This window comes from Limnoglobus sp. (assembly GCF_059499385.1).
Genome location: NZ_JCABYM010000143.1, coordinates 1 through 25,439, shown reverse-complemented (window position 1 = coordinate 25,439; position 25,439 = coordinate 1). Strand labels below are relative to the sequence as shown.

Annotated in this window: 18 protein-coding genes; 11 read left to right on the top strand and 7 right to left on the bottom strand. The window is 67.7% G+C overall.

Annotated elements, in window-relative coordinates:
• Nucleotides 1–351: 351 nt before the first annotated feature.
• A complete protein-coding gene (locus tag AC5JJ2_RS24510; protein ID WP_495860676.1) occupies nt 352–729 on the top strand; it encodes a PEP-CTERM sorting domain-containing protein in 378 nt (125 codons plus the stop codon).
• Here AC5JJ2_RS24510 and AC5JJ2_RS24505 read toward each other — a convergent pair whose 3' ends face one another.
• Nucleotides 730–1,626 carry an XrtA system polysaccharide deacetylase gene (locus tag AC5JJ2_RS24505; RefSeq protein WP_495860675.1) on the bottom strand — a complete coding sequence of 299 codons (897 nt, stop codon included), beginning with the start codon at nt 1,624–1,626 and terminating at the stop codon, nt 730–732. It abuts the gene before it with no gap.
• Between the two features lie 139 nt (nt 1,627–1,765).
• On the opposite strand from AC5JJ2_RS24505, the gene AC5JJ2_RS24500 reads away from it, so the two are divergent.
• The gene (locus tag AC5JJ2_RS24500) at nt 1,766–5,959 is read left to right on the top strand and encodes a tetratricopeptide repeat protein (RefSeq protein WP_495860674.1); all 4,194 of its coding nucleotides are present in this window, start codon (nt 1,766–1,768) and stop codon (nt 5,957–5,959) included.
• A gap of 147 nt (nt 5,960–6,106) precedes the next feature.
• On the opposite strand, the gene AC5JJ2_RS24495 is transcribed toward AC5JJ2_RS24500, so the two are convergent.
• The 4 genes from AC5JJ2_RS24495 to AC5JJ2_RS24480 form a co-directional block, all read right to left on the bottom strand.
• Nucleotides 6,107–7,048: an NAD-dependent epimerase/dehydratase family protein gene (locus AC5JJ2_RS24495; protein WP_495860673.1), complete on the bottom strand. Its 942-nt coding sequence runs from the start codon at nt 7,046–7,048 to the stop codon at nt 6,107–6,109.
• A 98-nt stretch (nt 7,049–7,146) separates the two neighbouring features.
• Entirely contained in the window at nt 7,147–7,698 is a 552-nt protein-coding gene (locus tag AC5JJ2_RS24490) for a hypothetical protein (RefSeq protein WP_495860672.1), read from the bottom strand.
• A 30-nt stretch (nt 7,699–7,728) separates the two neighbouring features.
• Nucleotides 7,729–8,247 carry a hypothetical protein gene (locus AC5JJ2_RS24485; protein ID WP_495860671.1) on the bottom strand — a complete coding sequence of 173 codons (519 nt, stop codon included), beginning with the start codon at nt 8,245–8,247 and terminating at the stop codon, nt 7,729–7,731.
• 197 nt (nt 8,248–8,444) lie between these two features.
• Complete coding sequence (locus tag AC5JJ2_RS24480) at nt 8,445–9,494, bottom strand: polysaccharide biosynthesis/export family protein (RefSeq protein ID WP_495860670.1); 1,050 nt, start codon at nt 9,492–9,494, stop codon at nt 8,445–8,447.
• A 565-nt stretch (nt 9,495–10,059) separates the two neighbouring features.
• On the opposite strand from AC5JJ2_RS24480, the gene AC5JJ2_RS24475 reads away from it, so the two are divergent.
• From AC5JJ2_RS24475 to glmS, 9 genes are all read left to right on the top strand, one after another.
• Entirely contained in the window at nt 10,060–12,312 is a 2,253-nt protein-coding gene (locus AC5JJ2_RS24475; protein WP_495860669.1) for a polysaccharide biosynthesis tyrosine autokinase, read from the top strand.
• 11 nt (nt 12,313–12,323) lie between these two features.
• The gene (locus tag AC5JJ2_RS24470; RefSeq protein WP_495860668.1) at nt 12,324–12,971 is read left to right on the top strand and encodes an exosortase-associated EpsI family protein; all 648 of its coding nucleotides are present in this window, start codon (nt 12,324–12,326) and stop codon (nt 12,969–12,971) included.
• A 44-nt stretch (nt 12,972–13,015) separates the two neighbouring features.
• The gene (locus tag AC5JJ2_RS24465) at nt 13,016–13,822 is read left to right on the top strand and encodes a sugar transferase (protein ID WP_495860667.1); all 807 of its coding nucleotides are present in this window, start codon (nt 13,016–13,018) and stop codon (nt 13,820–13,822) included.
• A gap of 58 nt (nt 13,823–13,880) precedes the next feature.
• Nucleotides 13,881–15,110, top strand: coding sequence for a TIGR03087 family PEP-CTERM/XrtA system glycosyltransferase (locus AC5JJ2_RS24460; RefSeq protein ID WP_495860666.1), 1,230 nt, complete (start codon nt 13,881–13,883; stop codon nt 15,108–15,110).
• Between the two features lie 168 nt (nt 15,111–15,278).
• On the top strand, nt 15,279–16,430 hold the full coding sequence (locus AC5JJ2_RS24455; protein ID WP_495860665.1) for a glycosyltransferase: 1,152 nt from the start codon (nt 15,279–15,281) through the stop codon (nt 16,428–16,430).
• A gap of 33 nt (nt 16,431–16,463) precedes the next feature.
• Nucleotides 16,464–17,534 (top strand): FemAB family XrtA/PEP-CTERM system-associated protein, encoded by a 1,071-nt coding sequence (locus AC5JJ2_RS24450; RefSeq protein ID WP_495860664.1) that lies wholly within the window; start codon nt 16,464–16,466, stop codon nt 17,532–17,534.
• A 443-nt stretch (nt 17,535–17,977) separates the two neighbouring features.
• The gene (locus tag AC5JJ2_RS24445; protein ID WP_495860663.1) at nt 17,978–19,411 is read left to right on the top strand and encodes a sigma-54 interaction domain-containing protein; all 1,434 of its coding nucleotides are present in this window, start codon (nt 17,978–17,980) and stop codon (nt 19,409–19,411) included.
• Between the two features lie 172 nt (nt 19,412–19,583).
• Nucleotides 19,584–20,054, top strand: a complete 471-nt coding sequence (locus AC5JJ2_RS24440; protein WP_495860662.1) for a GNAT family N-acetyltransferase — start codon at nt 19,584–19,586, stop codon at nt 20,052–20,054.
• Between the two features lie 54 nt (nt 20,055–20,108).
• On the top strand, nt 20,109–21,941 hold the full coding sequence (gene glmS / locus AC5JJ2_RS24435; protein WP_495860661.1) for a glutamine--fructose-6-phosphate transaminase (isomerizing): 1,833 nt from the start codon (nt 20,109–20,111) through the stop codon (nt 21,939–21,941).
• Nucleotides 21,942–21,986: 45 nt separating this feature from the next.
• On the opposite strand, the gene AC5JJ2_RS24430 is transcribed toward glmS, so the two are convergent.
• Nucleotides 21,987–22,382 (bottom strand): hypothetical protein, encoded by a 396-nt coding sequence (locus tag AC5JJ2_RS24430; protein WP_495860660.1) that lies wholly within the window; start codon nt 22,380–22,382, stop codon nt 21,987–21,989.
• 139 nt (nt 22,383–22,521) lie between these two features.
• A complete protein-coding gene (locus AC5JJ2_RS24425; protein WP_495860659.1) occupies nt 22,522–25,152 on the bottom strand; it encodes a S41 family peptidase in 2,631 nt (876 codons plus the stop codon).
• Nucleotides 25,153–25,439 lie beyond the last annotated feature (287 nt).

Below are 25,439 nucleotides of genomic sequence, written 5' to 3'. Positions count from 1 at the left end.
TCCTGACACGACGGCGCGGACCGAGGGGGACGGCCGCAACCCATCTTGACGGTCGAAACCGGGCCGTCTATAGCCCCGCCCCGTGCCGTTCCGCCGAGTCCCTGGCGGATCGCGTCATTTAACTCGTTCGACTGTTTTCCCGCGGGGCCACAGTCGATCTTGTTTCCCCCGAGCGTCCGACGGCCGGGAACGACGTGCGTTAGCTCGGCAACCGGCGGGACCCGCAAAGCCCGGCGGGTCGGAAGAACCCGGAGAGTGCCCGTAACCTGGAGAGACTGCTAAAGTGCCTACCCTGACACCGCCGATACATTCCGCAACACGCGGACCTGCTTTCGTATCGGGGGCCTAGCCATGGTCGTGCAATGGAACACGTTGGTCCGGTCGATCGTCCCGGCCGGGGTCTTCGGGGCGGCCGCGTTCACGATTTGCTCGCAGCCGGCCGACGGGTTCTTCCCGCCGGTCCCGAACGGCAAGGACAAGGTCGTGGTGACGGTCCCGCCGGTGTCGCCGCCGCCGGTGATCGTGCCGCCGGTCGTCCCGCCGGTACCGCCGCCGCCGTTCGTCCCGCCGCCGGTCCCGCCCGTGCCCCCGGTCCCGCCCGTGCCGCCGGTCGTGAACAAGCCGGCCGTCGTGCCGGAACCGGCCACGCTCGTGACCGCCGCGATTGGCCTCGCCGTGGTCGCCGGGGTGGCCCGCCGTCGGAAGAAGGATGAAGCGAAGGGCGAGTAATTACTCGTTGACGTGGAACCGCGGAAGCGTTTCGCGAATCGCGTTCAGGTCGTTGACGACATCAATCGCCCGGCGGAACCGGTACTCCCGTAGGAGCTGGTCGAGCCGGGCGAAGCTCTTTCCAATCCCGACGTAGGTTCGCCACTTCGACACCTTACCGAGCGGCAGCTTCGGCTGCCCGTCGTCGAACTCCCACGGGTGGAAGTAGAGCATCCCGACGGCCGGCGAGGTCGTTCGCTCCAACTGCGACAACCCCGCCTTCATCACCTTCAGCGGGAACAGCCGAAAGTACCCGCCCCCCGCGACCGGCAGGTTCTGCCCGAACACCCGGTACGTGGCCGGCGGAAGTTCGAGGATTTCCCGCTCCTTGCCGACGGCGATGAACGGCGTCCGCGGGGCGGTCGGGATGCCGTACCGGTCGTGCCGCACCGGGAAGATCGACGAGTCGTACTTCAGCCCGACCTTCGCCAGCACGTCCACCGCCCACGCCGTCTTCCGCACGACGCTGAACGTCGGGGCGCGGTAGCCGTGGACCGGCTGCCCGGTCGCCTGTTCGAGCTTGTCCTTGCTGACCCGGAGGTCTTCGGCGAACGTGTCCGGCGTGAACCGGTGGACCCGCTGGTGGTCGTAGCTGTGCGTGCCGACCTCGTGCCCGGCGTCGGCCACGGCCCGCACCAGTTGCGGGTGCGTCTCCGCGATCTGCCCGACGATGTAGAACGTCGCCCGCGTCCCCGTCGCCCCGAGCAGGTCGAGCAGTTTCCGCGTCGTTTCCTCCATCCGCCCGGCGTAGGTCGCCTTCAGTGCCGGGGAACAGTTCAGCCCGACCGCCGCCTCGATGCGGTGGTGCTCCTCAACATCGAAGCTCAGGATGAAGGACGCGGGCGCGGGTTCGTCCACCGGAAACCTCGCTGACGGTACTGTGCCAGGATAGGTCATGATTTCCATTTGACTGACCCAACTTTTCGCGGCGGATTATCTGCTAAAATCGTCCCGACCGTTGTTCTTAAACTCGCACCGGCGGAGACGATTCGTGAAGATGCGGCACACGCCCCGGCAAATCAACACGAAACGCACCATCGTCCTCGTGGCGGCCCTCGCCCTGTTCGGCGGCCTCGCCTACGGGGCGAACAAGTATCAAGTCCGTCGGAACGCGGCTCAGATGCTCGCCCAAGCGCGGGAGGCGCGCCAAGATCAGAACCGCGGCGACGCCCTCCTACTTTACGAAACATACCTCAATTTTCAGCCCAGAGACGTAGACGCCCTCGCCGAATACGCCGGCGTGCTGGAGGGGGACCAGAATCCGAAGGCGAAGAGGGCGCTCATCGACTGCTACGAGCGGATGATGCTGACCGCCCCGAACCGGGCCGAGGAGCGGAAGAAGCTCGTCAAACTTTACATGAACTACCAGGTCTACAGCAGCGCGAAGCACCACCTCGAACAACTCCTCGACCCGACGACCGGCACGCCGGACGACTCGGGCCTGCTCGAACAACTCGCCGCGTGCGAGTTCCGCCTCGGCAGGACCGCCGACGGCAGCGCGATCTTGAAGCGGCTCATCACCGCGAAGAAGGCGTCGCCGGACGTGTACCGCCGCCTCGCGGACGTGATCCGGAAGGAGAACGAGCAGAACGCGGCCGAAGAAGCCGACCGCATCCTCGACCAGATGGCGAAAGACCTGCCGAACGACATCACGGCCCGCGTCATCCGCGTCCGCCACCTGTTCGACAAGGGCGAAGCCGAGGCCGCGCGGAAGGAACTGCTCGCCGCGTCGCGGGAGGCGAGCGACCCGCACCAACACGTCGAGTTCAGCCTGCTGCTGGCGGAACACTTCACGCAAGAGAAGCAGCACGCGTCCGCCCGCGAGGTGTTGTCGCGGGCCATCGGCGCGAACCCGGACGACGCCCGGCTGCGGACCGCGTACTACAAGACGCTCGACCGGTTGAAGGACGCGGCGAAGGCGCAGGAGGAACTGAAGAAGGCGATCGAGGTGGCGAACAACAACGACCCGCACACGATCGAGTTGCTCGACGCGATCATCGACAACGGCGAACTCGACCTGGCCCGCCGCGAGGTCGAGAAGCGCTACAAGGGGAAGGAGCCGTTCCGCCCCGTCTACGACTACCTGACCGGCCGGCTGTTCTTGGCCGAAGGGAACTGGCCGGCCGCGCTAACCGCGCTGACGGCGTGCCTGGAGTTCTTCGAGCGGTTCCCGGCCCACTACGCGAAGGCACAGTTCTACGTCGCCCAATGTCAGATGCTCGCGAACAACCCGGAGCGGACGCTCGAAGCCTACGCGAAGGCCGCAGTCGCTAACCCGCGGCTCGTGCCGGCACAGCTCGGTAAGGCGGACACGCTCTTGCGGTTGAACCGCCTGTCCGACGCCGAGCCGATCTTGCGGGAACACGCCGACGCGATCCCGGCCGCGCGGCTAGCTCTGGTGAACGCGAAGTTCCTGGAGCAGGCCAACAAGCCGGCGGACACGCGGCGGTGGGCCGAGTTCGAGGCGAGCCTCGGCAAGCCGCCGTACCCCGTCGGCGTCGAGATGCTCCGCGCCCAGGCCGTCGCCGCGAAGGGGCAGCCGGCCGACGCCGAGAAGATGCTCCGCGACCTCGCCGGCCGCGCCGCCGACGCGCCGACCGTCCGCGTCGCGCTCGCGGAGTTGGTCGCCCGCCGCGACCCCAAAGAAGCGCTCGACGTACTCGCCGCGGCCGAGAAGGAGGTCGGGGACGCCGTGTCGTTCCGCCTCGCGCGGGCGAACCTGCTGGCCCGCACGAGCCGGGACGCGAAGGCGGTCCGCGGCCTCGCCGACGGCGACGAGAAGTTCTCGCCCGCGGACCGGCACGAGTTGGCGCTCGGCGTCGCCAACCTCCTGATTCAACTCGGCCAGCCGGCCGAGGCGGTCGATCTCGCGAAGCGGGTCGCGACGGCCCGGCCGTTCGACCTGACTTCGCGAACGACGCTGACGCAGATTTACCTTCAAACGAAGCGGCTCGCGGAAGCCGACGGTGTGATCGCGGGACTGAAGAAGCTCGACGGCGACGGCGGGCCGATCTTCCTCTTCGCCCAGGTCATGAGCGAACTCGCGAAGACGGACAAGCCGACGCCGGCCCAGGCGGTACGGCTTCGCGCTCAACTTCAGGACATCGTCAAGAAGCGAGAAAGCTGGTCGCGGCCCCACGCCCTGCTCGGCGACCTGGCGCACTTCACGAACGACACGGACGGGGCCATCCTCAACTACCGCCGGGCCTACGAACTCGGCGACCGCGACGAAACGTTGGTCCGCAAGTTGGTCGAAGTGCTGCTCTCCCGCTCGCGGCGGGACGAGGCGCGGAAGCTGCTCGACGACCGCGAGCGGGTCGTCGGCCTACCGACGGACCTGCGGCAAACGCTCTCGCTGCTCGAAGCGTCGGCCGGGCTGGGCGGCGACCGCAGCCGCGACATCGTCCGGCGGACGGAAGATTCGACCGACCCGAAGGAGCAACTCTTCCGCGGCAACTGGTTCCTTCTCAACGGGAACAAGGCCGACGCGGTGACGGCCTTCGCGAAGGCGACGCAGCACGGCCCGTACCTGCCGGAAGCGTGGGTCGCGCTCGTGCAGGCCCAGGTGCTGGCCGGCGACCTCGCCGCCGCGCGGCAGACGCTCGAAAAGGTCGGCCCTGCCCTCGCCGCCGCGGGGGATAAGCTGCCGAACAAGGCCGCCGTCCCGCAGGCCGTCGGGTTCTGCCACGAACTCGTCGGCGACATCGCCGGCGCGGAGAAGGCGTACCTCACCGGCCTCCGGTCACACCCGAACGACGGCCTACTACTGATCGCGCTGGCCGAACTCTACCGCAAGGTCGGCCGCCACCCGGACGCCGACGCGAAGTGCGAGGCCGTCCTCGCGTCCAACGCTTCCGACGACCTCAAGCGAACGGCCCGGCGGAACCTCGCGGCCGGCAAGGTCGTCGGCCCGAACGGGCACGCCCAGATCGAATCGGCCCTCGCGCTGCTCGACGAGAACCTGAAGGCTGGCGAGCATCCGGCGGACGTGCGGGCGAAGGCGTTCGTCCTGGCCCGCGACCCGTTCCGCCGGGTCGAGGCACACCTTCTGCTGGAGAAGTCCGCCGCCCGCGACCCGCTGACGCCGGAGGAGGCAGTCCAGCGGGCGCTCCTGTTCGTGCAGGAAGGCCGCAACCAGGCGGCCGAGACCGACCTGAAAGAAGCTACGAAGTCGCCGACGGCACGCCCGGCACACCTGATTCTCTTGCACCAGGTGCAGGTGAAGCTCGGCCGCCTCGACGCGGCCCGGACGACGCTGGAGCGCATTAAGGCGGTGCTGCCGAAGAGTTGGGACGCGACGGCGGAGGAGGCGCGGCTCGTCGCCAAGCAGGGGGACAAGCCGCGGGCCGCGGCCCTCGTCGATGCGTTCGCGAAGACCGCCGACGATGGCTTCCGGCTGCAAGTCGTCGGCCCGCTGCTGACCGAGATCGGCTGCCTCACGGAGGCGGAGGCGGTGTTCCGCAACGCCGTCGAAACGTCGCGGTCGCCCCTTCGATTCACGCCCCTCGTGCTGTTCCTCGTCGAGAGCCGCCAGCAGTTGAAAGCAATCGAAACGGCGTGGAAGCTCGACGAGAAGGCCGCCCCTCAGAAGATTCAGCTGTTGAAGGTAGCCGTCGCGACGCGGCACCGCGCCGCCGTCCCCGCCGCAGAGTTGGCGGCCTGGGACCGCGCCGTCGGCGAGGCCGCCGCGTGGATCGTGGGCCGCGCGAAGACCAACCCGAAAGACGCGGTTGTGGCGGCCGCGGAGGCCGCGATCCTCGACGCCCAGGGGAAGTACGACGACGCGATCCGGGCCTACGAGCGGCTGCTGGCCCTCGACGGGAAGCAGGTCCTCGCAATGAACAACCTCGCGTCGTTGTTGGTACTGCACAACAAGGACGGGGCGCGGGCGCTCGAACTGATGAACAAGGCCGTCGCGCTCGCCGGGCCGCAGAGCACGCTGCTCGACACGCGGGCGATGGCCGCGACCGCGTCCGGCAAGCCGCGGGAGGCGCTCGCCGACCTGACGGCCGCGCGGTTCGTCGATCCGAAGCCGGTGTACGACTTCCACGCGGCGCTCGCGGCCGAGAAGCTGGACGACGGCGAGCAGAAGCGGAACTGGCTCGAATCCGCCCGCGACCGCGGCCTGAAGAAGGCGATGCTCCACCCGCTCGAGTGGCCGGCCTACGAGCGGCTGTACGGGCCGGAGTAAACCGTAGGGCGGGTCAAGGAATTGCGCCGACACGCCGGTGCGGCGGCGGATCTTGTAGGGCGGGTCAAGGCTTTGCGCCGACCCGCCGTCGGTGACAGTAACCCCGGCGGGTCGGCGCAAAGCCTTGACCCGCCCTACAAATCAACGTCAACTGATCGTCTTGTACCACTCCAGTGTGTGGCGCAGCCCTTCCTCGAAGCTCACCGTCGGCTCGTAGCCGAGGTCGGCTCGGATCGCGTCGATCTTCGCCTTCGAGAACCGCACGTCGCCGACGCGGGCCGGGCCGTGCGTCGGCGTCACGCTCGTGCCGAGCAACTTGTTCAGTGCCGAAACCAGTTCCAACACGGACACGCTCTTGCCCGTGCCGACGTTGTAGACGCGGCCGGACACGCCCGGCGCTTCGGACGCCTTCAGCACCGCTTGCACGGCGTTCGCCACGTAGGTGAAGTCCCGCGATTGGCCGCCGTCGCCGTGGACCGACGGCACGCGGCCACCGCTGATCGCCGCGATGAAGATCGCGATGACGCCGCTGTACGGGCTGTCCGCCCGCTGCCGCGGGCCGAAGATGTTGAAGAACCGCAGCCGGACCGTCTCCAGCCCGTAGCTCGCCGCGAACGCCTGGAGGTACAGCTCGCCCGCCAGCTTCGCCGCCGCGTAGGGCGAGAGGGTCTGAAGCGGCGTCGCCTCGTCCTGCCCGTTCGGGTCGTCCGCGCCGCCGTAGGCGCTGGAACTCGCCGCGTACACCACCCGCCGGACCTTGTGCTTGCGGGCCGCCTCCAGCACGTTCAGCGTCCCCGTCGCGCAGACGGCGTGGCACTCCAGCGGCTGCTCCAGGCTCTTCGCGACCGACGCCATCGCCCCGAGGTGGAACACCACGTCCGCCCCGGCGACGGCCGCCTCGACCGCCGCGTAGTCGGCGAGCGAGCCTTCGACGATTTTCGGCTTCGTCGGCAGGTGCGCGAAGTTCTCCCGCAGCCCGGTGCTGAAGTTGTCGAACACCCGCACCGGCCGGCCGAGGCGGGTCAGTTCCTCCACCACGTGCGACCCAATGAACCCGGCCCCGCCGGTCACGACGCTGAGCTTCGCCATCACGCCCCCGATGTCCGGACGACAAAAAAAGAACCGCGCGAGGGCCGGCCCTCGCGCGATTCTTTTCTACGAGAACGGTCGCCGGTGTCCGGCCGACTTCACTTGGACGGGACCGGCACGATGAGCGTCGGGGCGAAGCCGGTCGGCTTCACGACGTTGGCCGGGACCGCCGGGGCCGGGATGACGATCTCGAAGTTCGTCACCGGCTTCGCCGCGGGGGCCGGCAACTTCTGCGGGGCTGGCAGCGGGATCGACGTGTTTTCCTTCTTCGGTTGCTCGGCCTTCGGCGGGTCGGCCTTCTTCGGTTCGGCCTTGGGCGTCCCGTTCCCGTTGCCGTTCGCGGCCGGCGGCATCGGCGTCGCCGGCGGCATCGTCGTCGCCGGCGACCCGGCGTCCACGATCACGCTCTGCGGCTCGTTGCACGCCTCCGCCCACGACCGCCACTGCGTGTGGTGGTAGCCGAAGCAGCTGCCGCCGTTGCACGAGACCGTCGGGCCGGGGATGCCCTTGATGAACTTGTGTTCAAAGATCGGGTACGACTTCGGCAGCTTCGACGGGCCGAGGACGTACCGCGGCCCCTTGTCCCCGGCCGTCGCGGAAAGGGTCAGGGCCAGGGTCGCCGCGACCGCGGCGAGGGTGTGACGGAGCATGGTCGAATCCTTTCGCAACGGGATCGAGACTTATCTGCGGACGCCCCCGACGCCGCCGGCCCCGCGGGCGGCGGGTCGGTTCCCGCCCCGCGGGGCCTGACCGGTGTTCGCGTTGGGGCGACCGAACGCGGACATCGCCCCGCCGCCGCCGGCGAACCCGCCGCTGGCGCGGGAACCGCCGGCAAACCCGCCGAGGCCGCCGCCGGCGGCCGGGCTGTTGTTGAAGTAGTGCGAGTAGAAGCCGAACGTCGCCCCGCGGCCGGTGAAGAGCGTGTCGTTCGCCGCCCCCGTCGCCGCCGAGTTCAGCGTCTGGTTCGTCTGGGCGAGCTGCTGCTGGAGCGCCGTCTGCTGCTGCGCCAGTTGCTGGCCGGGGCGGATGATGCCGAAGTAGTTCACGGCCGGCGTCGCCCCGCGGCTGAGCAGGTTCAAGTACGGGCTGAACGACGGCGACCGCGCCGGCCCCATCGCGGGCTGCGGCTGCGCCCACGCGCCGGCGGAACCCAACAGCAGGATCGTCGCGGCAAGGGCGTATCGCGGGGTACTGGTCATCGCTTCCCTCCGAGTCGCGGGCGAACCGGGCGGCATCGGTCAGGCTACCTCGCGGCAGTCGGCCGTCAACCGGGGTCGTCCGCGACTCGTGCCGGGAAAGCATCGACGGCCGCGAACTCGCGGGTGGAGTTCGCGGCCGTCGGGGGTTTTCAGATTCGTCGGCCGGCGGCGGTCCGACCCGCGCGACCGCTACAACCCTAGTTGTTGTTGCCGAAGAGGCCGCCTTGCCCCTGCACCTGCTGCACGGTCGTCGCCCCGAGCAGGGTGAACCCGAACGCCCGTTCCGCCGGGGCGAGGACGCGGCCGAAGTACGTGTCGAACTTCGTCAGCGGCTGGCCCATCACGAAAACCCGGTCGCCGGGCAGCACCTGGTAGTTGGTACACGTCTTCCCGCGGCGGGTGATCGCCTTCCAGTCCACCGGCAGAATCTGGTCGTCCACGCCGGACGGGGCCGGACGGGCGATCCAGAGCTTCTTCGACGACACGGCCGACAGCCCGCCGACCTGCGAGATGGCGTCGAGGACCGTCTCGTTCCCGGTCGCCGGCAGCCGGACGACCTGCTCGCCGCTGCCGGCGAAGTCGGTGATGACGTAGTACCACTTCGAGTTGTACGAGTACACGTCCACGCTCACCTCGGGCCGGTACAGGAACTTCGACAGGTGCGTTTCGATCGCTTGCTTCGCCTGCACGAGCGACATGCCGGCGACGTACACGCTGCCGTACACGCCGAGGCCGACCGTCCCGTCCGGGCGGACGAGGTGCTGCCCGGCGATCTGCTGCACGCCGCGGCCGGACGACGCCAGCGAGACGCTCACGGAGATCGTCTTGAAGATCTTCCGCAAGTCCGCGGTCATCTTCTTCTCGATCTCCTGCGTGGTCAGGTCCGCGACCTGGTGCTTGCCGCCGTAGGTCTCGCCGAGGTTGATCGTGCCGTCCGGCTCCACGGGGTAAATGCCCTTGATCGGCTCGTCCGGGCTGTCGTCCTTCCCGACGAGCAAGAGTGCGTCGAGCGGCTGCACCTTGTACGGCGGCAGCGGGATCGTGCGGGTCGATTCGATGAGCAGGATGTCCGGGGACTCGACCGTGTACGTCGGGTGCGTCACCTTGTCGAGTTCCTTCGGCAGCCGCAGGTCGGGGATAGCCTCGACGGGCTTCTTCGGGGCCGAATGACACCCGGCCCCGGCGAGGCCCGCCGCCACCGCCGCCACCGCCAACGTCAACCGATGTAAGGGCCGGGACCGGAACATTCGACGTTCCTCCTGAGCGACGGCAACACGTCCCCGAACGGGCCGCGCCAACCGCGCGGCCGCCCGTGGTTCCCCCGTTTCATCGTCATTCCCAGCTACCCGGTACAACTAAAACGACCGTTACGGTCATCCCCACCCGAATTGTGTAAAATCAGCCTGCGTGCCGCGGCCCCCGCCCCTTCGCCTGCGGCCGAAGTGTGAACTATGCTGGTCAAAGCCGTTGGGGCCCGGTCGAAAGTTTACACGAAGTTAACGAATTGCATCGGAATGTAGGAAAGTTACCAGGTCTGTCCGAAATCTCGGCAGCCCTCGCCCGTTTCGTCCGCGCCCAGCGGGACGAAAAAAACCGTTTGAAATGACGTAAATACCACGGGGAATTCAGTCATGGCAAACTCTCGGGCGGTGTAACCCGTCGATCCGGCATAAGACGTGCAATCCGTCGTGGGCTGAGAAATCAGTCTGAGGCGAGAACTGAACGGCCCCTCGATTCGTTCCGTTCTCCGCGATGGCTTCCCGACGGCCGGATTTGGTTCGTGTTCTCGAAGCGACCGTCAGGAGCTGTGTAATGCGTCGTCCCGGTGACAGCGATCAGTCGGCGAGCGCGGCCCTGGCCCCGTATGCCCCCCCGACGTACTCGGTCCCGACCGGCCCCTACGGCGCGCCGCACCACAACGTCGTCCTCCCGCCGCCGCCGGCCGCCCGGAACGTGCCGACGTTCATCGGCCTGCTCAACGCCTTCAAGCGGCGATGGGTGTTGGCCAGCTTCCTCGGGCTGCTCGTCGCCGCCGCCGCGGCCGTGGCGCTCTGGATCGCCGCCCCGCAGGGCAAGCACCAGGTCAAGGCGCTGCTCGAAATCACCCCGAACCGCATGGGCGTCCTGCCCGGCGCGGCGTCGTCCGACGACGGGCACGAGTCGTTCAAGCAGAACCAGATGGTCCTCATCAAGACGCGGACGCTCCTGAACCGCGTCGCGCAAAGCCCGGAGTTGGCCCGCGTCGAGTTCATCACCGGGTCGGAAGACCCGGCGAAGGTGATCGAGGACAACATCCGCCTGCGGTGGGACGCCCCGGACCTGATGGCCGTGCTGATGAACGGCGACAAGCCGGAGGAACTGAAGAAGGTCCTCGACGTGCTGATCGTGATGTTCAGCAGCGAGTCGGCGTCCGAACTCAACAAGGACCGGGAAAAGCACAAGGACAAGCTCGTCACGGCCCGCCAGCGGCTCATGAAGGACCTCGACGAGCAACTCTACAACAGCAAGCTCGGCAGCAACGTCAACGCCCCGCAGACGCCGGACATCCTGCGGGCGCAGGTCGAGAACTGCACGCAAGACATCCGCCGGATCAAGGTCGAGAAGCAGACCGCCGAGGTGCGGCTCGCGGCCATCGACAAGAAGGAGGCGGACGCCAAGATCGAACTGGATTTCATCGCCAAGAAGCGGTACTCGGACGAGGAAATCGAGGCCGTGCTGATCCGCGAGAAGGACACGTTTCTCCTCGCGATTCAAGCCGAGATCGACGCGACGCAGTTGAAGTACGATTCAAACTTCCAGCTCTACGTGAACAAGGAACACCCGAAGCTGACGGGGCTGTTGAACGACATCAAGCTGCTCAAGGAGAAGCGGACGGCGCTGACCGCGCAGCGGCGGCCGGACGTGGAGAAGAAGCTCCGGGCGGACCGCCGCGACGAGATCGAGAAGGGGCTTCAGAAGGAGCGGGAGGAGCGCAGCGGCCTGGCGTCCAACGTCGCCAAGTACGCGAGCGCCCTGGAAGGATTGGAGGCGGACCTCGTTCGGCTGAACAAGGAGTCGATGAAGGTCGCCGCCCAGTACGAGCGGTTGAAGCCGACCGTCGAGCAGCTCCAGAACCTCGACCGGCAGATCGAAGAATTGAAATTGTGGGCGGACGCGACCGGGCGGATCAAGGTCCGCGAGACCGCGGTCATCATGTACAACCACAACCAGCGGCAGAAGATGCTGTACAGCGCGATGGTCGGGGCCGCCGCGTTCCTCGCCGTCGTCGTCCTCGTCGCGTTCCTCGAGTGGCGGACCCGGCGGGTGGACAGCGTCGATCAGGTCGTCAACGAGATCGGCATGCGGGTCGTCGGCACGATCCCGGCCTTCCCGACCCGGCAGAGCATCAAGACCGGCGAGGCGGATGCCAACCAGAACTGGCGGTTCATCCTCAACGAGTCCGTGAACAGCACGCGGACGATGCTCCTGCACGCGGCGAAGACGCACAACATGCAGGTCATTATGGTCACGAGCGCCATGCAGGGCGAGGGGAAGACCTCGCTCTCCAGCCAGCTCGCGACGAGCATGGCGACCGCCGGCCTGCGGACGCTCATCGTGGACTGCGACCTCCGCAACCCGTCGATGCACCGCCTGTTCGACCTGCCGCTCGCGCCGGGCTGCTCCGAAATCCTGCTGTCCGAGCTGGACGTGAGCGACGCGGTGCAGGCGACGACCGTGCCGAACCTCTGGGTCATCCCGGCCGGGCAGTGTTCCAACCGCGTCATCGCGGCACTCGCACAGGGCCACCAGCTCGAATCGCTGTTCAACCGGCTCCGCGGGCAGTTCGACTTCATCGTCGTGGACTCCTGCCCGGTGCTGCCGGTCGCCGATTCGCTGCTCATCGGCCAGCACGTGGACGGCGTGCTGATCTCGATCCTGCAAGACATCAGCCAGCTGCCGAAGGTGCTGAACGCATCTGAGCGGCTGTCGCAACTGAACATCCCGCTGCTCGGCGCGGTGGTGAACGGCATCAAGACGGACATCCACGCCTACGGGTACAACTACGTCAAGCAGTTGCCCGCGTAACGGAGGACGGCATGCGGGGAGCGGTGATCGGCGTCGCGATTCTGGCCCTGTGCGCGGCCGGCGGGTTCGAGTTGCGGAACTCGACCGGCCGGGCGGACGAGGCCACGATCCAGGAGACGCAGGCGAAGCTGGACGCCATCCCCAACGCGGTCGGCGACTGGAAGGGCGAGACGCTCCCGAACGACCCGCGGCAACTGGAGCGGACCGGGGCGTTCGCGGTGACCTCGCGGGCGTACCGGAACCCGAAAACCAACGAGGTGTTTTCCGTCGTAGTGCTCGCGGGACCGGCCACCGAGATCGGGGCACACGACCCGAACCGCTGCTACGCCGGGTCCGGCTACCGGCCGGTCGGCTCGCCGGCGAAGAAAGAACTCGCGGAAGCAACGCCGAAGGGCAAAAGTGGCTATTGGTCGGCCCGGTTCGACACGGACACGTTCCCGGCCGTCTCCCTCCAGGTGAACTGGGCGTGGACGCTCGACGGCGTCTGGGTCGCGTCCGACGACGCCCGGTACGAGTTCGTGCGGCAGCCGGTGCTGTACAAGGTGTACGTCTCCCGGCGGCTGAACGCCCTGGCGACGAACCCGACCGCCGCCGACCCGACCGAGGAATTCCTGGCCGCGTTCTTCCCGGCCGTGCAAGAGAATTTGGGACCGAAGTAACTTTGGAGCGGACGTACCTTGACCCACTCGCCCCGAGGACGCACATGGACGTGACGCCGCAACCCGACGACCCGTGCCGCCGGGCGGCCGCCTGGCCGGCGGTCGAGGCCGTGGACCCAACCGCCGTGGTGCCGGTCGCCCCGGCGGCGACGTGGTACTCGGCCACGAAGACGTTCTTCGACTGGACGGCCGCGGCCGTGCTGCTCGTCCCGGCGCTGCCGGTCATCGCCGCCTGCTGGGCGCTGGTGAAGTTGACCTCGCCGGGGCCGGGGTTCTACCTGCAATCCCGGATGGGCCGCGGCGGGCGCGAATACTGGATCATCAAGCTCCGCACGATGACGCACAACATCGAGCTGACGACCGGCGGCGCGGCGTGGTCCACGAAGGGGGACATGCGGATCACCGGGTTCGGCAAGTTCCTCCGCAAGACGCACCTGGACGAGTTGCCGCAACTGTTCAACGTGCTGATGCTTCAAATGAGTCTCGTCGGGCCGCGGCCGGAGCGGAAGACGATCGTGGACAAGTTGGAATTGGAGCGGCACGTCCCCGGCTACCGCCACCGGCTGCTGGTGAAGCCGGGCGTGACGGGGCTGGCCCAGGTCCAGCTCCCGGCGGACGAGGACGTGAACAGCGTTCGCCACAAGGTCGTGTACGACCTCTATTACATCGAGAACTACAGCCTTTGGCTGGACGTGCGGCTGTTGGCCGCGACGGTCCTCAAGGCGGCCGGCATGAAGCCGCGGTGGTTGCGGCGGCTGTTCTTCCTCCCCCACCGCGACACGGTGGCGGAGGTGTTTTCCAGCAAGCTCACCCCCGCCGTCGAAGTCGAGCCGAACTTTCAACCCGTCTGAGTGACCGGCCGGTCGCGAACGGGCAGCCCACCCCGGACCGGTCCGGGGCCGAGACGATATGTCCCCGCGCGTACTCTACCTGACGCACCGCGTGCCGTTCCCGCCGGACAAGGGGGACCGCATCCGGAACTTCCACCTACTGCGGCAACTGGCCGCACGGTTCCGCGTCAGCCTCGGCTGCCTCGCCGACGAGCCGGTCAGCGACGGGACGCGGCGGACGCTCGGCGAATTGTGCGAGCGGGTGGCGATCATCCCCACGACGAAGTTCGGCCGCCTCGCCGGGGCGGGCGTGTCCTTCCTGACCGGCGGCAGCCTGTCCGAAGGCGCGTTTTTCTCGAAGGAACTGGCCCGCACCGCCGAGGCGTGGCACGCGGCAACGCCGTTCGCCGCGACCGCGGTTTCGGCCACGAGCCTGATCCCGTACCTGCGACGGCCGGCCCTTCGCGGCGTCCCGGCGTTCGTGGACGTGGTGGACGTGGACAGCCGGAAGTGGCAGGACTTCGCGGCGTCCAAGCCGTTCCCGAAGTCGCTGCTGTTCCGGTTGGAAGGCTCCCGCGTGCGGAAGCTGGAGGCCGCACTGCCGACGTGGGCGAAGGCGGCCACGCTCGTCAGCCGGGCCGAGGCGGACATCTTCGACGAGGTCGCCGGGGCCGGGGCCGCGACCGTCGCGACCAACGGCGTGGACCTGGACTACTTCCGCCCGACCGCCGCGCCGACGAAACCTGCGGCGGCGTTCGTCGGGGCGCTCGACTACCTGCCGAACGTGGACGCGGCCGTCTGGTTCGCGACCGCCGTGTGGCCGCTGATCCGCGCGAAACGGCCGGACGCCGAGTTCTGGCTGATCGGCCGCAAGCCGACGCCGGAGGTGCAGAAGCTCGCGGCCCTCCCCGGCGTGCGGCTGATCGGCCAGGTCCCGGACGTGCGGCCACACTTGGCGGAAGCGGCGGTCGCCGTCGTGCCGATGCGGCTGTCCCGCGGGTTGCAGAACAAGGTGCTGGAAGCGCTCGCGCTGGGGAAGGCGACGGTCGTAGCCCCCCCTGCCCTCGCGGCGCTGAAGGCCGAGCCGGGCCGCGACCTGCTCAAGGCGACGACCCCCGACGAGTGGGCGAACGCCGTCGTGGAACTACTCGGCGACGCCGCCCTCCGCGACCGCCTCGGCCGCGAGGGGCGGCGGTTCGTCGAGGACCACCACCACTGGGACCGCTGCCTGGACCCGCTGATTCAGAAGATCGCCGCGGCGTGCGAGACCGCCCGCACCCCGGAACCGGTCGTCGTGCTCAGCCGTTGAGAAGTTTGAAACCTGGGATCGCGGGCGTCCCGCCCGCCACGGCCCCAGCCGCGAAAGGCCGGTCCCCGGAGCCGGGAAGGTGGGCGGGCGGGACGCCCGCGGTCCCAGGACAAGATTAGACCCGAGATCGCCTTTATGACCCTCGTTGCCGAGCCGAAGAGAACCCCCGTGGCCCGTCGCAAGCTTGACGCGCGGCCGCCGGTCGTGTTCGACACCCGCGTCGTCACCGGGTCCGGCGGCGGGCCGGACAAGACGATCCTCAACTCGCCGCGGTTCCTCGACCCGCTCGGGTACAAGATGGTCTGCGGCTACCTCCACCCGCCCGGCGACCCCGGCTACGCCGAGATCATCCGCAAGGCCCAGCGGTATCGCGCCCCGCTCGTGTCGATCCCGGACCGCGGGCCGCTCGACTGGCGGGTCGTGTCCGGCCTCCTCGACGTGTGCCGCCGCGAGCGGGTCGCCATCTGGCACGGCCACGACTACAAGACGAACGCCCTCGGCCTGCTTCTCAAACGCTTCTGGTCGATGAAGCTGGTCACGACCGTCCACGGGTGGGTCCACCACACGACGCGGACGCCGATGTACTACCGGATCGACAAGTTCTGCCTGCCGCGGTACGAGCGGGTCATCTGCGTGTCGGACGACCTCGTGACGGAGTGCCAGCGGGCGGGCGTCCCGGCGAAGAAGTGCGTGCTGCTCGAAAACGCCATCGACACGCAAGAGTACGCCCGGACGCTGGCCGTCGATCAGGCGAAGGCGAAGCTCGGCCTGCCGACGGCCGGCTACCTCGTCGGCGCGGTCGGCCGGCTGGCGGAGGAGAAGGGGTTCGACGTTCTCATCCGGTCCATTGCTGACCTGCTCAAAAAGGGGCTGGACGTGAGCCTCGTCGTCGTCGGCGAGGGGGGCGACCGGCCGCGGCTCGAAGGCATCGCCCGCGAGTTGGGCATCCAAGACCGCGTGCGGCTCCCCGGCTGGCAGTCGGACGTGCGAACCTACTTCGAGGCGATGGACTGCTTCGCCCTCAGCAGCTACCGCGAGGGGTTGCCGAACGTACTGCTCGAAGCGATGGCGCTCGAAGTGCCGTGCGTCGCGACGCGGATCAACGGCATCCCGCGGCTCATCCAGGACGGCCGCAACGGGCTGCTCGTCCCGCCCGGCGACCAGGCCGCGCTGACGAACGCGGTGTCCGCCGTGCTGACGAACGCCGACCTGCGGCATCTGTGCCAGACGGCCGGCCGGCGGACGATCGAGACGCGGTACAGCTTCCCGGCCCGGATGGAAAAGATGAAGGCGATCTACGACGAACTACTCGACCGTTGACAGCGTCAAATACCCACACCCGAGACGCCCACCATGATTCGCCCGATGACGCCGCCGTTCCGAGTTTGGGTCCATTCCGCGGCCGCGGTCCAACAGCGGTTGCCAGACCTGACCGCGTTCGCCACCGGGGCCGGCCCGGTCGGCCTCGGCCGCGACCCGCGGTGGCTGCCGGTCCTCCGCGACGGCCTCCGGCATGACGTTTACGCGATCGAAGCCCGCACCGCCGACGGCCAGGTCTGCGGGTTCCTGCCGCTCGCCTACGTCAGCAGCATCCTGTTCGGCCGGTTCCTCGTCAGCCTGCCGTACCTGAACAGCAACGGCGTCGTCGCCGCGTCGCCGGACGTGCAGACGGTCCTCATCGACCGCGCGATTCAGATGGCCGACGAGCTGAACGTCCGCCACCTCGAACTGCGGCACGAGACGCCGATCCCGCACCCGCTCTTGAACGGGACGATGACTTCCAAGGTGCAGATGCGGCTGAAGCTGCCGGCGACGACGGAGCAACTCTGGAAGAAGCTCGACGCGAAGGTCCGAAACCAGGTCCGCAAGGGGGAGAAGAGCAACCTCACCGTCGCGTGGGGCGGCCTCGACCGGCTCGACGACTTCTATTCCGTCATGAGCCACAACATGCGGGACCTCGGCACGCCGATCTACGCCCGGAGCTTTTTCGCGAGCATTCTCGAAACCTTCCCCGGCCGGGCCGAACTGTGCCTCGTCTACCTCGACGGCAAGGCCGTGGCCGCGGCGCTGCTCACCCACGGGAACGGCATCACGGAAGTGCCGACGGCGTCCTCGCTGCGGGAGTTCAACCACACCTGCGCGAACATGCTGATGTACAACCACCTGCTGACCCGCGCCGTCGAGCGGAAGCAGGCCGTCTTCGACTTCGGCCGCTCGACCCTCGACGGGGCGACGTTCAAGTTCAAGAAACAGTGGGGCGCGGAGCCGTCCCCGGCGACGTGGCAGTACCACCTCCGCACCGGGCAGCTCGGCGAGATGCGGCCGGACAACCCGCGGTACCTGCGGGCGATTCAACTCTGGCAGCGGCTGCCGATTCGCGTCACGCAATGGATCGGGCCTGAAATCGTGCGTGGCATTCCTTGATTGAGTTCGGGGCGGGCGGCGACGTTCTCCCGCCGTTGAATCCTCGCGCCGGGCGCATGGAAATCTCTGCAAATTGTGGGAACCTTTCGGGTTGTCGCGATTTTTATTCTGACGATTTGCCCACATCCAATTGGTGGCGTAAAGACTGTTAACGACCGGATGCACCCCAGCCAGCGTCACGGACGCGAACAGCCTTCTGGCGGCCACCCCCACGGCCCCCGGTCTTGTGGATCGCCCGACACACCCGTCCCCGCGAACCTTCGGGTCTGATCACCCGTTGTCTGTGTGCGCCGGTACGGACACCCCAGCGCGACACCGTTAGCCTCGGCCCGCCGTCGTCGGCACGAATCGCCGGCCGCGCGGACCCACCCACGCCTTGTGCCCAAGGGCGTTCGTCGGCCGTCCCGCGTGGACCGCGCCGACCGCTCGGAGACCGGAACGTTATGTCGTTCGCCCGCCGTCTACTGTTCGTCGCCACCGACCACCGGTTCGGCCAGTCGGTCCAAACCCACGTCCACAAGACGTTCCTCCTGACCGCCCCGGTCGTCCGGTTCGACGACCTGCCGCACCTAGTCACGCAGGAGACCGACGGGCTGATCGTCTTCCTGGCCTCCGAGCCGCAGGACGCCGACCGCATCGAGACGGCCGTTCGCGCCATCCGCCTGCAACAGTTCCCCGCCCGCGTCGGCGTGCTGCAGACCGAAGAGTTCGCGATGACCCGTCGGCTGGAGCCGGCTACGCCCCTGCTCGACGGCCTCTGGACGTGGCCGACGCACATCAAGGAACTGAACAACTGGGTCCGCCGCACGCTGACGGAAGGCACGCCGTTCACCGACCTCGCGAACGAGCCGACGGCCGAGCGCATCCGCCGGAAGCTGTGCGAACTCACGCCGTCCTTGCACGGCCTCGTCGAGCAGCTCCAGATCGCGGCGGCACACGACGTCACCGTGCTGATCGAGGGCGAGACCGGGACCGGCAAGACGCACCTCGCGAGGCTCATCCACGAATGCTCCGACCGCCACGCGGAGCGATGCCTCGTCGTCGGGTGCGGGGCGCTGTCCGGCAACCTGATCGCCAGCGAGTTCTTCGGCCACGTCAAGGGGGCGTTCACCGGGGCGGACACGGGCAAGGTCGGCAAGTTCGCCGCCGCCGGTCGCGGCACGCTGTTGCTGGACGAAATCGACACCCTCGGCCTCGAGCACCAGGCGAACCTGCTTCGGGTCATCGAGACGGGCGAGTTCGAGCCGGTCGGCAGCAACGAGACGCACCAGTGTAGCGCCCGGATCATCGCGGCGACGAACTGGAACCTCGCGGACGCCGTCGAGCGGGGCACGTTCCGCCGCGACCTCTACTACCGGCTGCACGTCATCACGTTCCAGCTCCCGCCGCTGCGGGAACGCCCGGAGGACATCGGGCCGCTCGTCCGCGGCATGGTCGGCCGGTACAGCATGAAGTTCGGCAAGAAGATCGTCTCGATCCACCCGGCCGCGATGCGGGCCATCGAGACGTTCCCGTGGCCGGGCAACATCCGGCAACTGGAGAACGTCATCCAACAGGCCGTGCTGACGTGTACCGGCGAGGAGTTGCAGGTGGCGAACCTGTCGCCGATCGTGCGGCAGTCGCCAACGGCGAACGGCGATTCGGCGACGATCCCGCACCCGAGTTCGCTGGCGCAGAACCGCGAGACGACGGAGCGGACGGTCATCATTCGGGCACTCGAGAAGGCTGCCTACAGCCGTACACGGGCTGCACAATTGCTCGGCGTGAGCCGGGTAACGCTTTACAAGAAGATGAAGAAATACGGGTTACTGTCGAAGTCTTCGGCGGTGGTTCCTGTTGCGTCTGAATTGCCGCAGGGTCGTGTGCCGAGCATGTAGAGGCCTTCCCGACAAGTCGCGTAGGGGCGTGTCGTCAGACGCGCCCCTCGTCGTTTTCGTGCGGCACTTGCCCTTCCCATCGCGCATAAAAATTCGGTACAAAGCTCAGTCGTCGGCCTCGAATTCGCCCCTGACGACGAGTCCCGTCTTCAAACCTCAACTGAGGTGGGGAATGAGCCAAGAAGCCGAGTTGCATTACCTGTTCAAGCCCGTCGAACCGCAGACCGGTCAGTTGTGCGAGTTCCTACCCGTCCAGGAGTTCCTGGCGGACGAACTCGCGTGCAAGGTGGTGTGGGGGCTGCTCAGCGAGCAGTTCCGCACGCGGAGCAAGTTCCTGGCGATCTGGCCGTGCGTGCGGTACGTCGCCGCCCACCGCGACGCCGAGGGGAACCTGGACGGGTTCCTGCTCGTCAGCTCGCCGGTGAACTGGCAGATCGATTACGTCGTTGTGAAGCCGGAGAGCCGCGGCCAGGGGATCGCCGGCCAGCTCGTGCGGACGGCGTTGCACCACGCTTATCTCCACAAGGCCCCCTACGTGATGCTCACGAGCAAAGAGTCGCTCCGCCCCCTCTACGAAGGCTGCGGGTTTTGTGTCGTCGCGGAACCCGTGACGACGGACCGCGTTCTTCCCGTCAAAGGTTGACCGTCGCTCGCTCCTCTCCAAACCGAAACTCGTTCCATCCGGAGACACCAGATAATGTGCGGAATCATCGGGTTTACAGGGCAGCGCGAGGCGTCGCCGATTTTGCTCGAAGGGCTGCGGCGGCTGGAGTACCGCGGGTACGACAGCGCCGGCATGGTGACCGGTACGGGGAGTAGCCTGCACCTGCGGAAGAAGGCCGGCCGCATCGCGGAGCTGGCGAAGGCGGTGAACACGACCCCCGCACCGGGGACGTTCGGCATTAGCCACACCCGGTGGGCGACGCACGGCGGGGCGACCGACCAGAACGCGCACCCGCACTTCGACGCGACCGGGACGATCGCCGTCGTCCACAATGGCGTCATCGAGAACTACATGGGCCTGAAGCACAAGCTCCAGGCCGAGGGCGTCGTCTTCCACTCGCAGACGGACACGGAGGTGCTGGCGCACCTGATCGGCCGCGCCTACCAGGGCGACCTGCTCGACGCCGTCCGACGGACGCTCGACCTCGTGAAAGGGACCTACGGGCTGGCCGCCGTCTCGAAGGCCGAGCCGGGGGTGATCGTCGGGGCGCGGCTCGGCAGCCCGCTCGTCATCGGCATCGGTGACGACGGCCACTACTTGGCCTCCGACGCCAACGCGTTGGCCGGGTTCGCGGACAAGGTCGTCTACCTCAACGACCGGCAGATTTGCCAGCTCGACACCGAGTCGTGGGTCATCCGCAACCAGGACCTCGACACGGTGGACGCGACGGTGCAGGACATTCAGCACTTCCTCGGCGAGGGCGGTGCCGAGAAGGGCGACTTCCCGCACCACATGCTCAAGGAGATTTACGAACAGCCGGAGACGATCGCGAACGCGATGCGGGGGCGGCTCGACGACGCCGACGCGACGGCCCACTTCGGCGGGCTGAACCTGACGGCGAAGCAACTGAGGGGCGTCGAGCGGGTGGTCATGACGGCGTGCGGCACGAGCTACCACGCCGGCATGGTCGGCGAGTACCTGTTCGAGGAACTGGCCCGGATGCCAGTCGAGGTCGAGTACGCCAGCGAGCTCCGCTACCGCAACCCGCCGATGGACCGGAACACGATCTTGCTGGCGATCACGCAGTCCGGGGAGACGGCCGACACGCTGGCCGCGATGCGGGAGGCGAAGCGGATGGGCCACCCGGCGCTGGCCATCTGCAACGTCGTCGGCAGCACCATCGCCCGCGAGGCGGACGGCGGCGTCTACCTGCACGCCGGGCCGGAGGTCGGCGTCGCCAGCACGAAGGCGTTCACCAGCCAGACGACCGTGCTGACCATGCTCGCCCTCTACTTCGGCCGGATGCGGCATCTGTCGAGCATCCAGGGCCAGCGGATCATCGAGGAGTTGCGGGCATTGCCGGACGTGATCCGCAAGACGCTCGGCTGCCACGAGCAGGTGAAGAAGATCGCGAACCGGTACGCCGACTGCCGCAACTGCCTGTACCTCGGCCGCCAGTACCTGTACCCGGTGGCGCTCGAGGGGGCGCTAAAGTTGAAGGAAATCAGTTACATCCACGCGGAGGGCTACCCGGCCGCGGAGATGAAGCACGGGCCGATCGCGCTGGTGGACGAGAACACGCCGAGCGTGTTCCTGGTCCCGCGGGGCAACGTGTTCGACAAGGTCATGTCGAACATGCAGGAGATCAAGGCCCGCAACGGCCCGGTGATCGCCGTGTGCAGCGAGGGGGACCGCGAGGTCGAGGCCGTCGCGGATGACATGATTACCGTCCCGGACGTGCCGGAGTACCTGCAACCGCTGGTCGTGTCGATCCCGCTGCAACTACTCGCCTACGAGATTGCGGTTCTCCGTGGCTGCGACGTGGACAAGCCGCGGAACCTCGCGAAGAGTGTGACGGTGGAATAACGCCATCGGAGCAGCAAGAAGCCCGGCCATTTGGCCGGGCTTCGTTCATTTCGGGTAGCCGACCACGCCGGTCGGCGGCGTGAGCGGTTGCGGCGGTGGTAACACGTTCTTTGCCGAGCCGCCCGGCACGGCTGGCATCGGCGTCGCCGGCACGAACGTCGGCGGGATCGTCTCGATGGCCCCGGACGAGGGCGGAACGGTGGGCACGTAGGTCGGTGCTCCCGTCATCGGAACCGAGTACCCCGGCTGGAACGACGCCACCCCGGTCGGGCACGCGTCCGCCCGCGGCACGCTCGCCAGTCGCGTCGGCACGTCGCACGCGTCCCGCTTGAACAGCCGGTAGCGGCTGTCGCACGTCCGGCAGCCGGTCGAACTCGCGAGAACAGCCACGCCGAAGAGTCCCCACCACAGCCGGTTCATGACGCCCGCCTTTCGGATCACTCCGCGAAGAACTTCACTGAATTCTCCGGCGACCCGCGGATTCTCCAACGCCAGACCGATAAAAAACGAAACCCGCCGGGAATCCCCGGCGGGTAAAGTTGGTGCGGCCGGTCGGCTTTCGCCGACCGTTAGAACCGGCTCAACCGTTCTTCTTCTCGCCGCCGCCGTTCTTGGCCTGGATTTCCTTCTTCAGGTACTCCAGCGCCGCGTCGAGCTGCTTGTCCTTGACCGGCGGCTTGTTCGCCTTCTTCGGGTCGTCGGCACGCTTGATGTGTTCCTTGTCCAGCAGGAACTCGGCCAGCTCCTGCCGCTCCTCGCGGGTCAGCTTGATCTCGAACCCCTTGTTCGGCTGCACGCCCCACTCGTCTTCCGGCTTGCCGGGCGTGCTCCGCTTGTCGATGTTCCGGCCGAGCGGCGGGTAGTACCGGGCGGTCGTCATTTTGAACACGCCGCCGGTCCGGTCGAACGGGTCCACCGTCTGCACGCTCCCCTTGCCGTAGGACCGCTCGCCGATCACGACGGCCCGGTCGTAGTCTTGCAACGCCTGCGACACGATCTCGGACGCGCTCGCGCTGCCGCCGTTGACGAGTACGACCATCGGGAACTTCGACCGCGTGAAGTTCATGCCGGGGTCACCCTGATCGTAGTACCGCTCCTCCTTGCCCTGCCGCGGCTTGATCTTCAGCAGGAGGCCGCTTTCCAGGAACATGTCGGACACGGCCAGCGCCCCGCCGAGCGCGCCGCCGGGGTTGAACCGCAGGTCGAGAACGAACCCCTTCATCCCCTCCTTCGACAGCTTGTCCACCGCCCGGAGGAGTTCCCCGGCCGTCTGCGGGCCGAATTGCGTCATGTAGACGTACCCGATCTTGTTTTCCTCGTCGATGAGGAACTTCCAGTTGTCCTTCTCGTCCCGCTTCACGCCGAGGACGGTTTCGAGGCTCACCCGGCCGCGCTGCAGGTCGTAGACGATCGGCTCCTTCTCCCCTTCCCGCTCGACGACGACGGTGATCGGCGTCCCCGGCTTGCCGAGGATGATCTCGATGGCCTTGTCCGTCTTCATGCCCTTGAGCGAGATAACCTTCGGCGCGCCTTCCGGCAGCGGCTTGCCGTCCGGGTCGGCGTCGCGGCGGACTTCCGTGATGAGGTCGCCGGCCCGCATCCCGGCCTTGTACGCGGGACTGCCCTTAATGGGGGACACGACGAGTAGCCCGTCGCGGGCGAGGTCGCGGCGGATGTGGACGCCGATGCCGCTGTACTGCGACCGCCACCGGCTCTCTTCCTTCTTCATCGTCTCCTTGTCCACGTAGACCGTGTACGGGTCTTCCGTGGCCTCCGCCATCGTCACGAGCGCCAGGTCTACGTCCTTGCCGTCGTCCAGGTCTTCCCGCTTACCCAGGGCGTTGCGGGCCTCGAAGAGTAGCGCCTTCTGCTGGTCGTCGGTGAGCGCCTTGCCGTCCTTCAACTTCTTCTCGAGGTCCACGGGCACGACCTCGTCCAGCCGCTTGAACATGCCCTTGATGGAGCCGGCGGTCAGCGCCCCCGTTTCGACCGGCTTCACGTACTTGAGCTTGATTGTCTCGGCGGCGATCTGCACCGTCTCGACGAACTTGTCCGCATCCTCCCGCGGCAGCTTCATCGCTTCCTTTAGCTTCTCGCGGGCGGCGGAGAACTCCTCGGCCGTGATCTTCGCGTCCGCCAGCTCTTGGTACTTCTTGCGAAGCTCCTGCGGCGTCTTCAGCTTCGGCATCCGGTCGAGGTAGCGCTTGCCTTCTTCCGCGACCTCTTTCGGCAGCGTACCCTTCGAGACCAGTTCGGCGAACGCGTCGGCCCGCTTCTTCGCGGCCGGGTACGCCGGCGTCTTGCTGATGACGTAGTGGGCCGTCGTCGTGCCCACGACGACGGGGACCGCCTCCTTCTCGCTCGTCGTCTTGCCGAGCTTGCGGGCCTGGTCGGTCACCTCCTTGTCGAGGTACTTCGCCAGTTCATCGACCGTCACCACGCCGTCCGGCTCGTAGCCGTCCGTGTCGGCCGCGCCCTTGAGGCCGTCCACCACGCTCTTCGCGAACAGCCCGTTCTCGCCGACGGCCACCGGGTCGTTGCCCGGCAGGTAGGACAGCGCGATCACCTTGTCGCGGATCTGTTGCGGCTCTTCCTCCTCCTTGTCCTTGTTGTCGCTGACCGTGCCGTAGAACCCGGCGAGGATGGCGTAGGTGTTCGGCTCCGCGAGCGTCTCCTTCCCGGCGTCGAACCCCTTGAACGCGAGGTCGGTCAGCACGAGCAGACGCTGCGGCTTGACCGCCTTCATCTCGTTGGACAACTCTTCGCCCGAGACGGCGTTCTTCACCCGGTCGGCGACGGTGCTCTCCTTGGCGAAGAACGCGACCTTGTCGAACCCGACCGGCGCGCCGCGGCCGAAGAACCCGATGACGAGCAGGTCGTCCTTGCCGGTCTTCGCGACGGCCTCGTGGATCGCCTTGAGGATGTTGTCCTTCGTCGCCGTGCGGCCGTTCCGCTTCTCGTCGGCGGTGGACGTGAGCAGCACGGTGCGGCTCGCGGGGATGCCGAGGTAGCCGGGGTTGGTGACAAGGTCGTACATCGCCTTCGCGTCGGCGTCGGCGGTCGGCCGCGGCTGGATCGCCTTGTCGTCGAACTGGCTGACGCCGATGAGCACGGCGTAGTTGCCCTGGCTTGGTTTTACGGCGGGTTCATCAGCTCGCGCGGACGTGAGCAGCGTGGCTGCCAGCACGAGGCTGAGTAAAAGGTGTCGCATGGTTGGTGGTGGTCCTTTCGGGTTGGCCCGAGTCAAAGGGCGGAGCGTTCAAGAGGTATTCTATTCTCGCACCGCCGCCGGAAGTGGGTCAAGTCGAAGCCGAGTTACAGAGCGATTCCGGGCGAACGTGCAAACGGAGAAGTGAACGGAACGTACCGGGGGCTTGGCTTTGTTCCCTCCCCCCTGTGGGGGGAGGGTTAGGGAGGGGGGTGAGCTTCTCATCCCGGTGAGAATCGCGTCCGAGGGAGGGAGCTGGGGGGGGGGGGGGGGGGGGGGGGGGGGGGGGG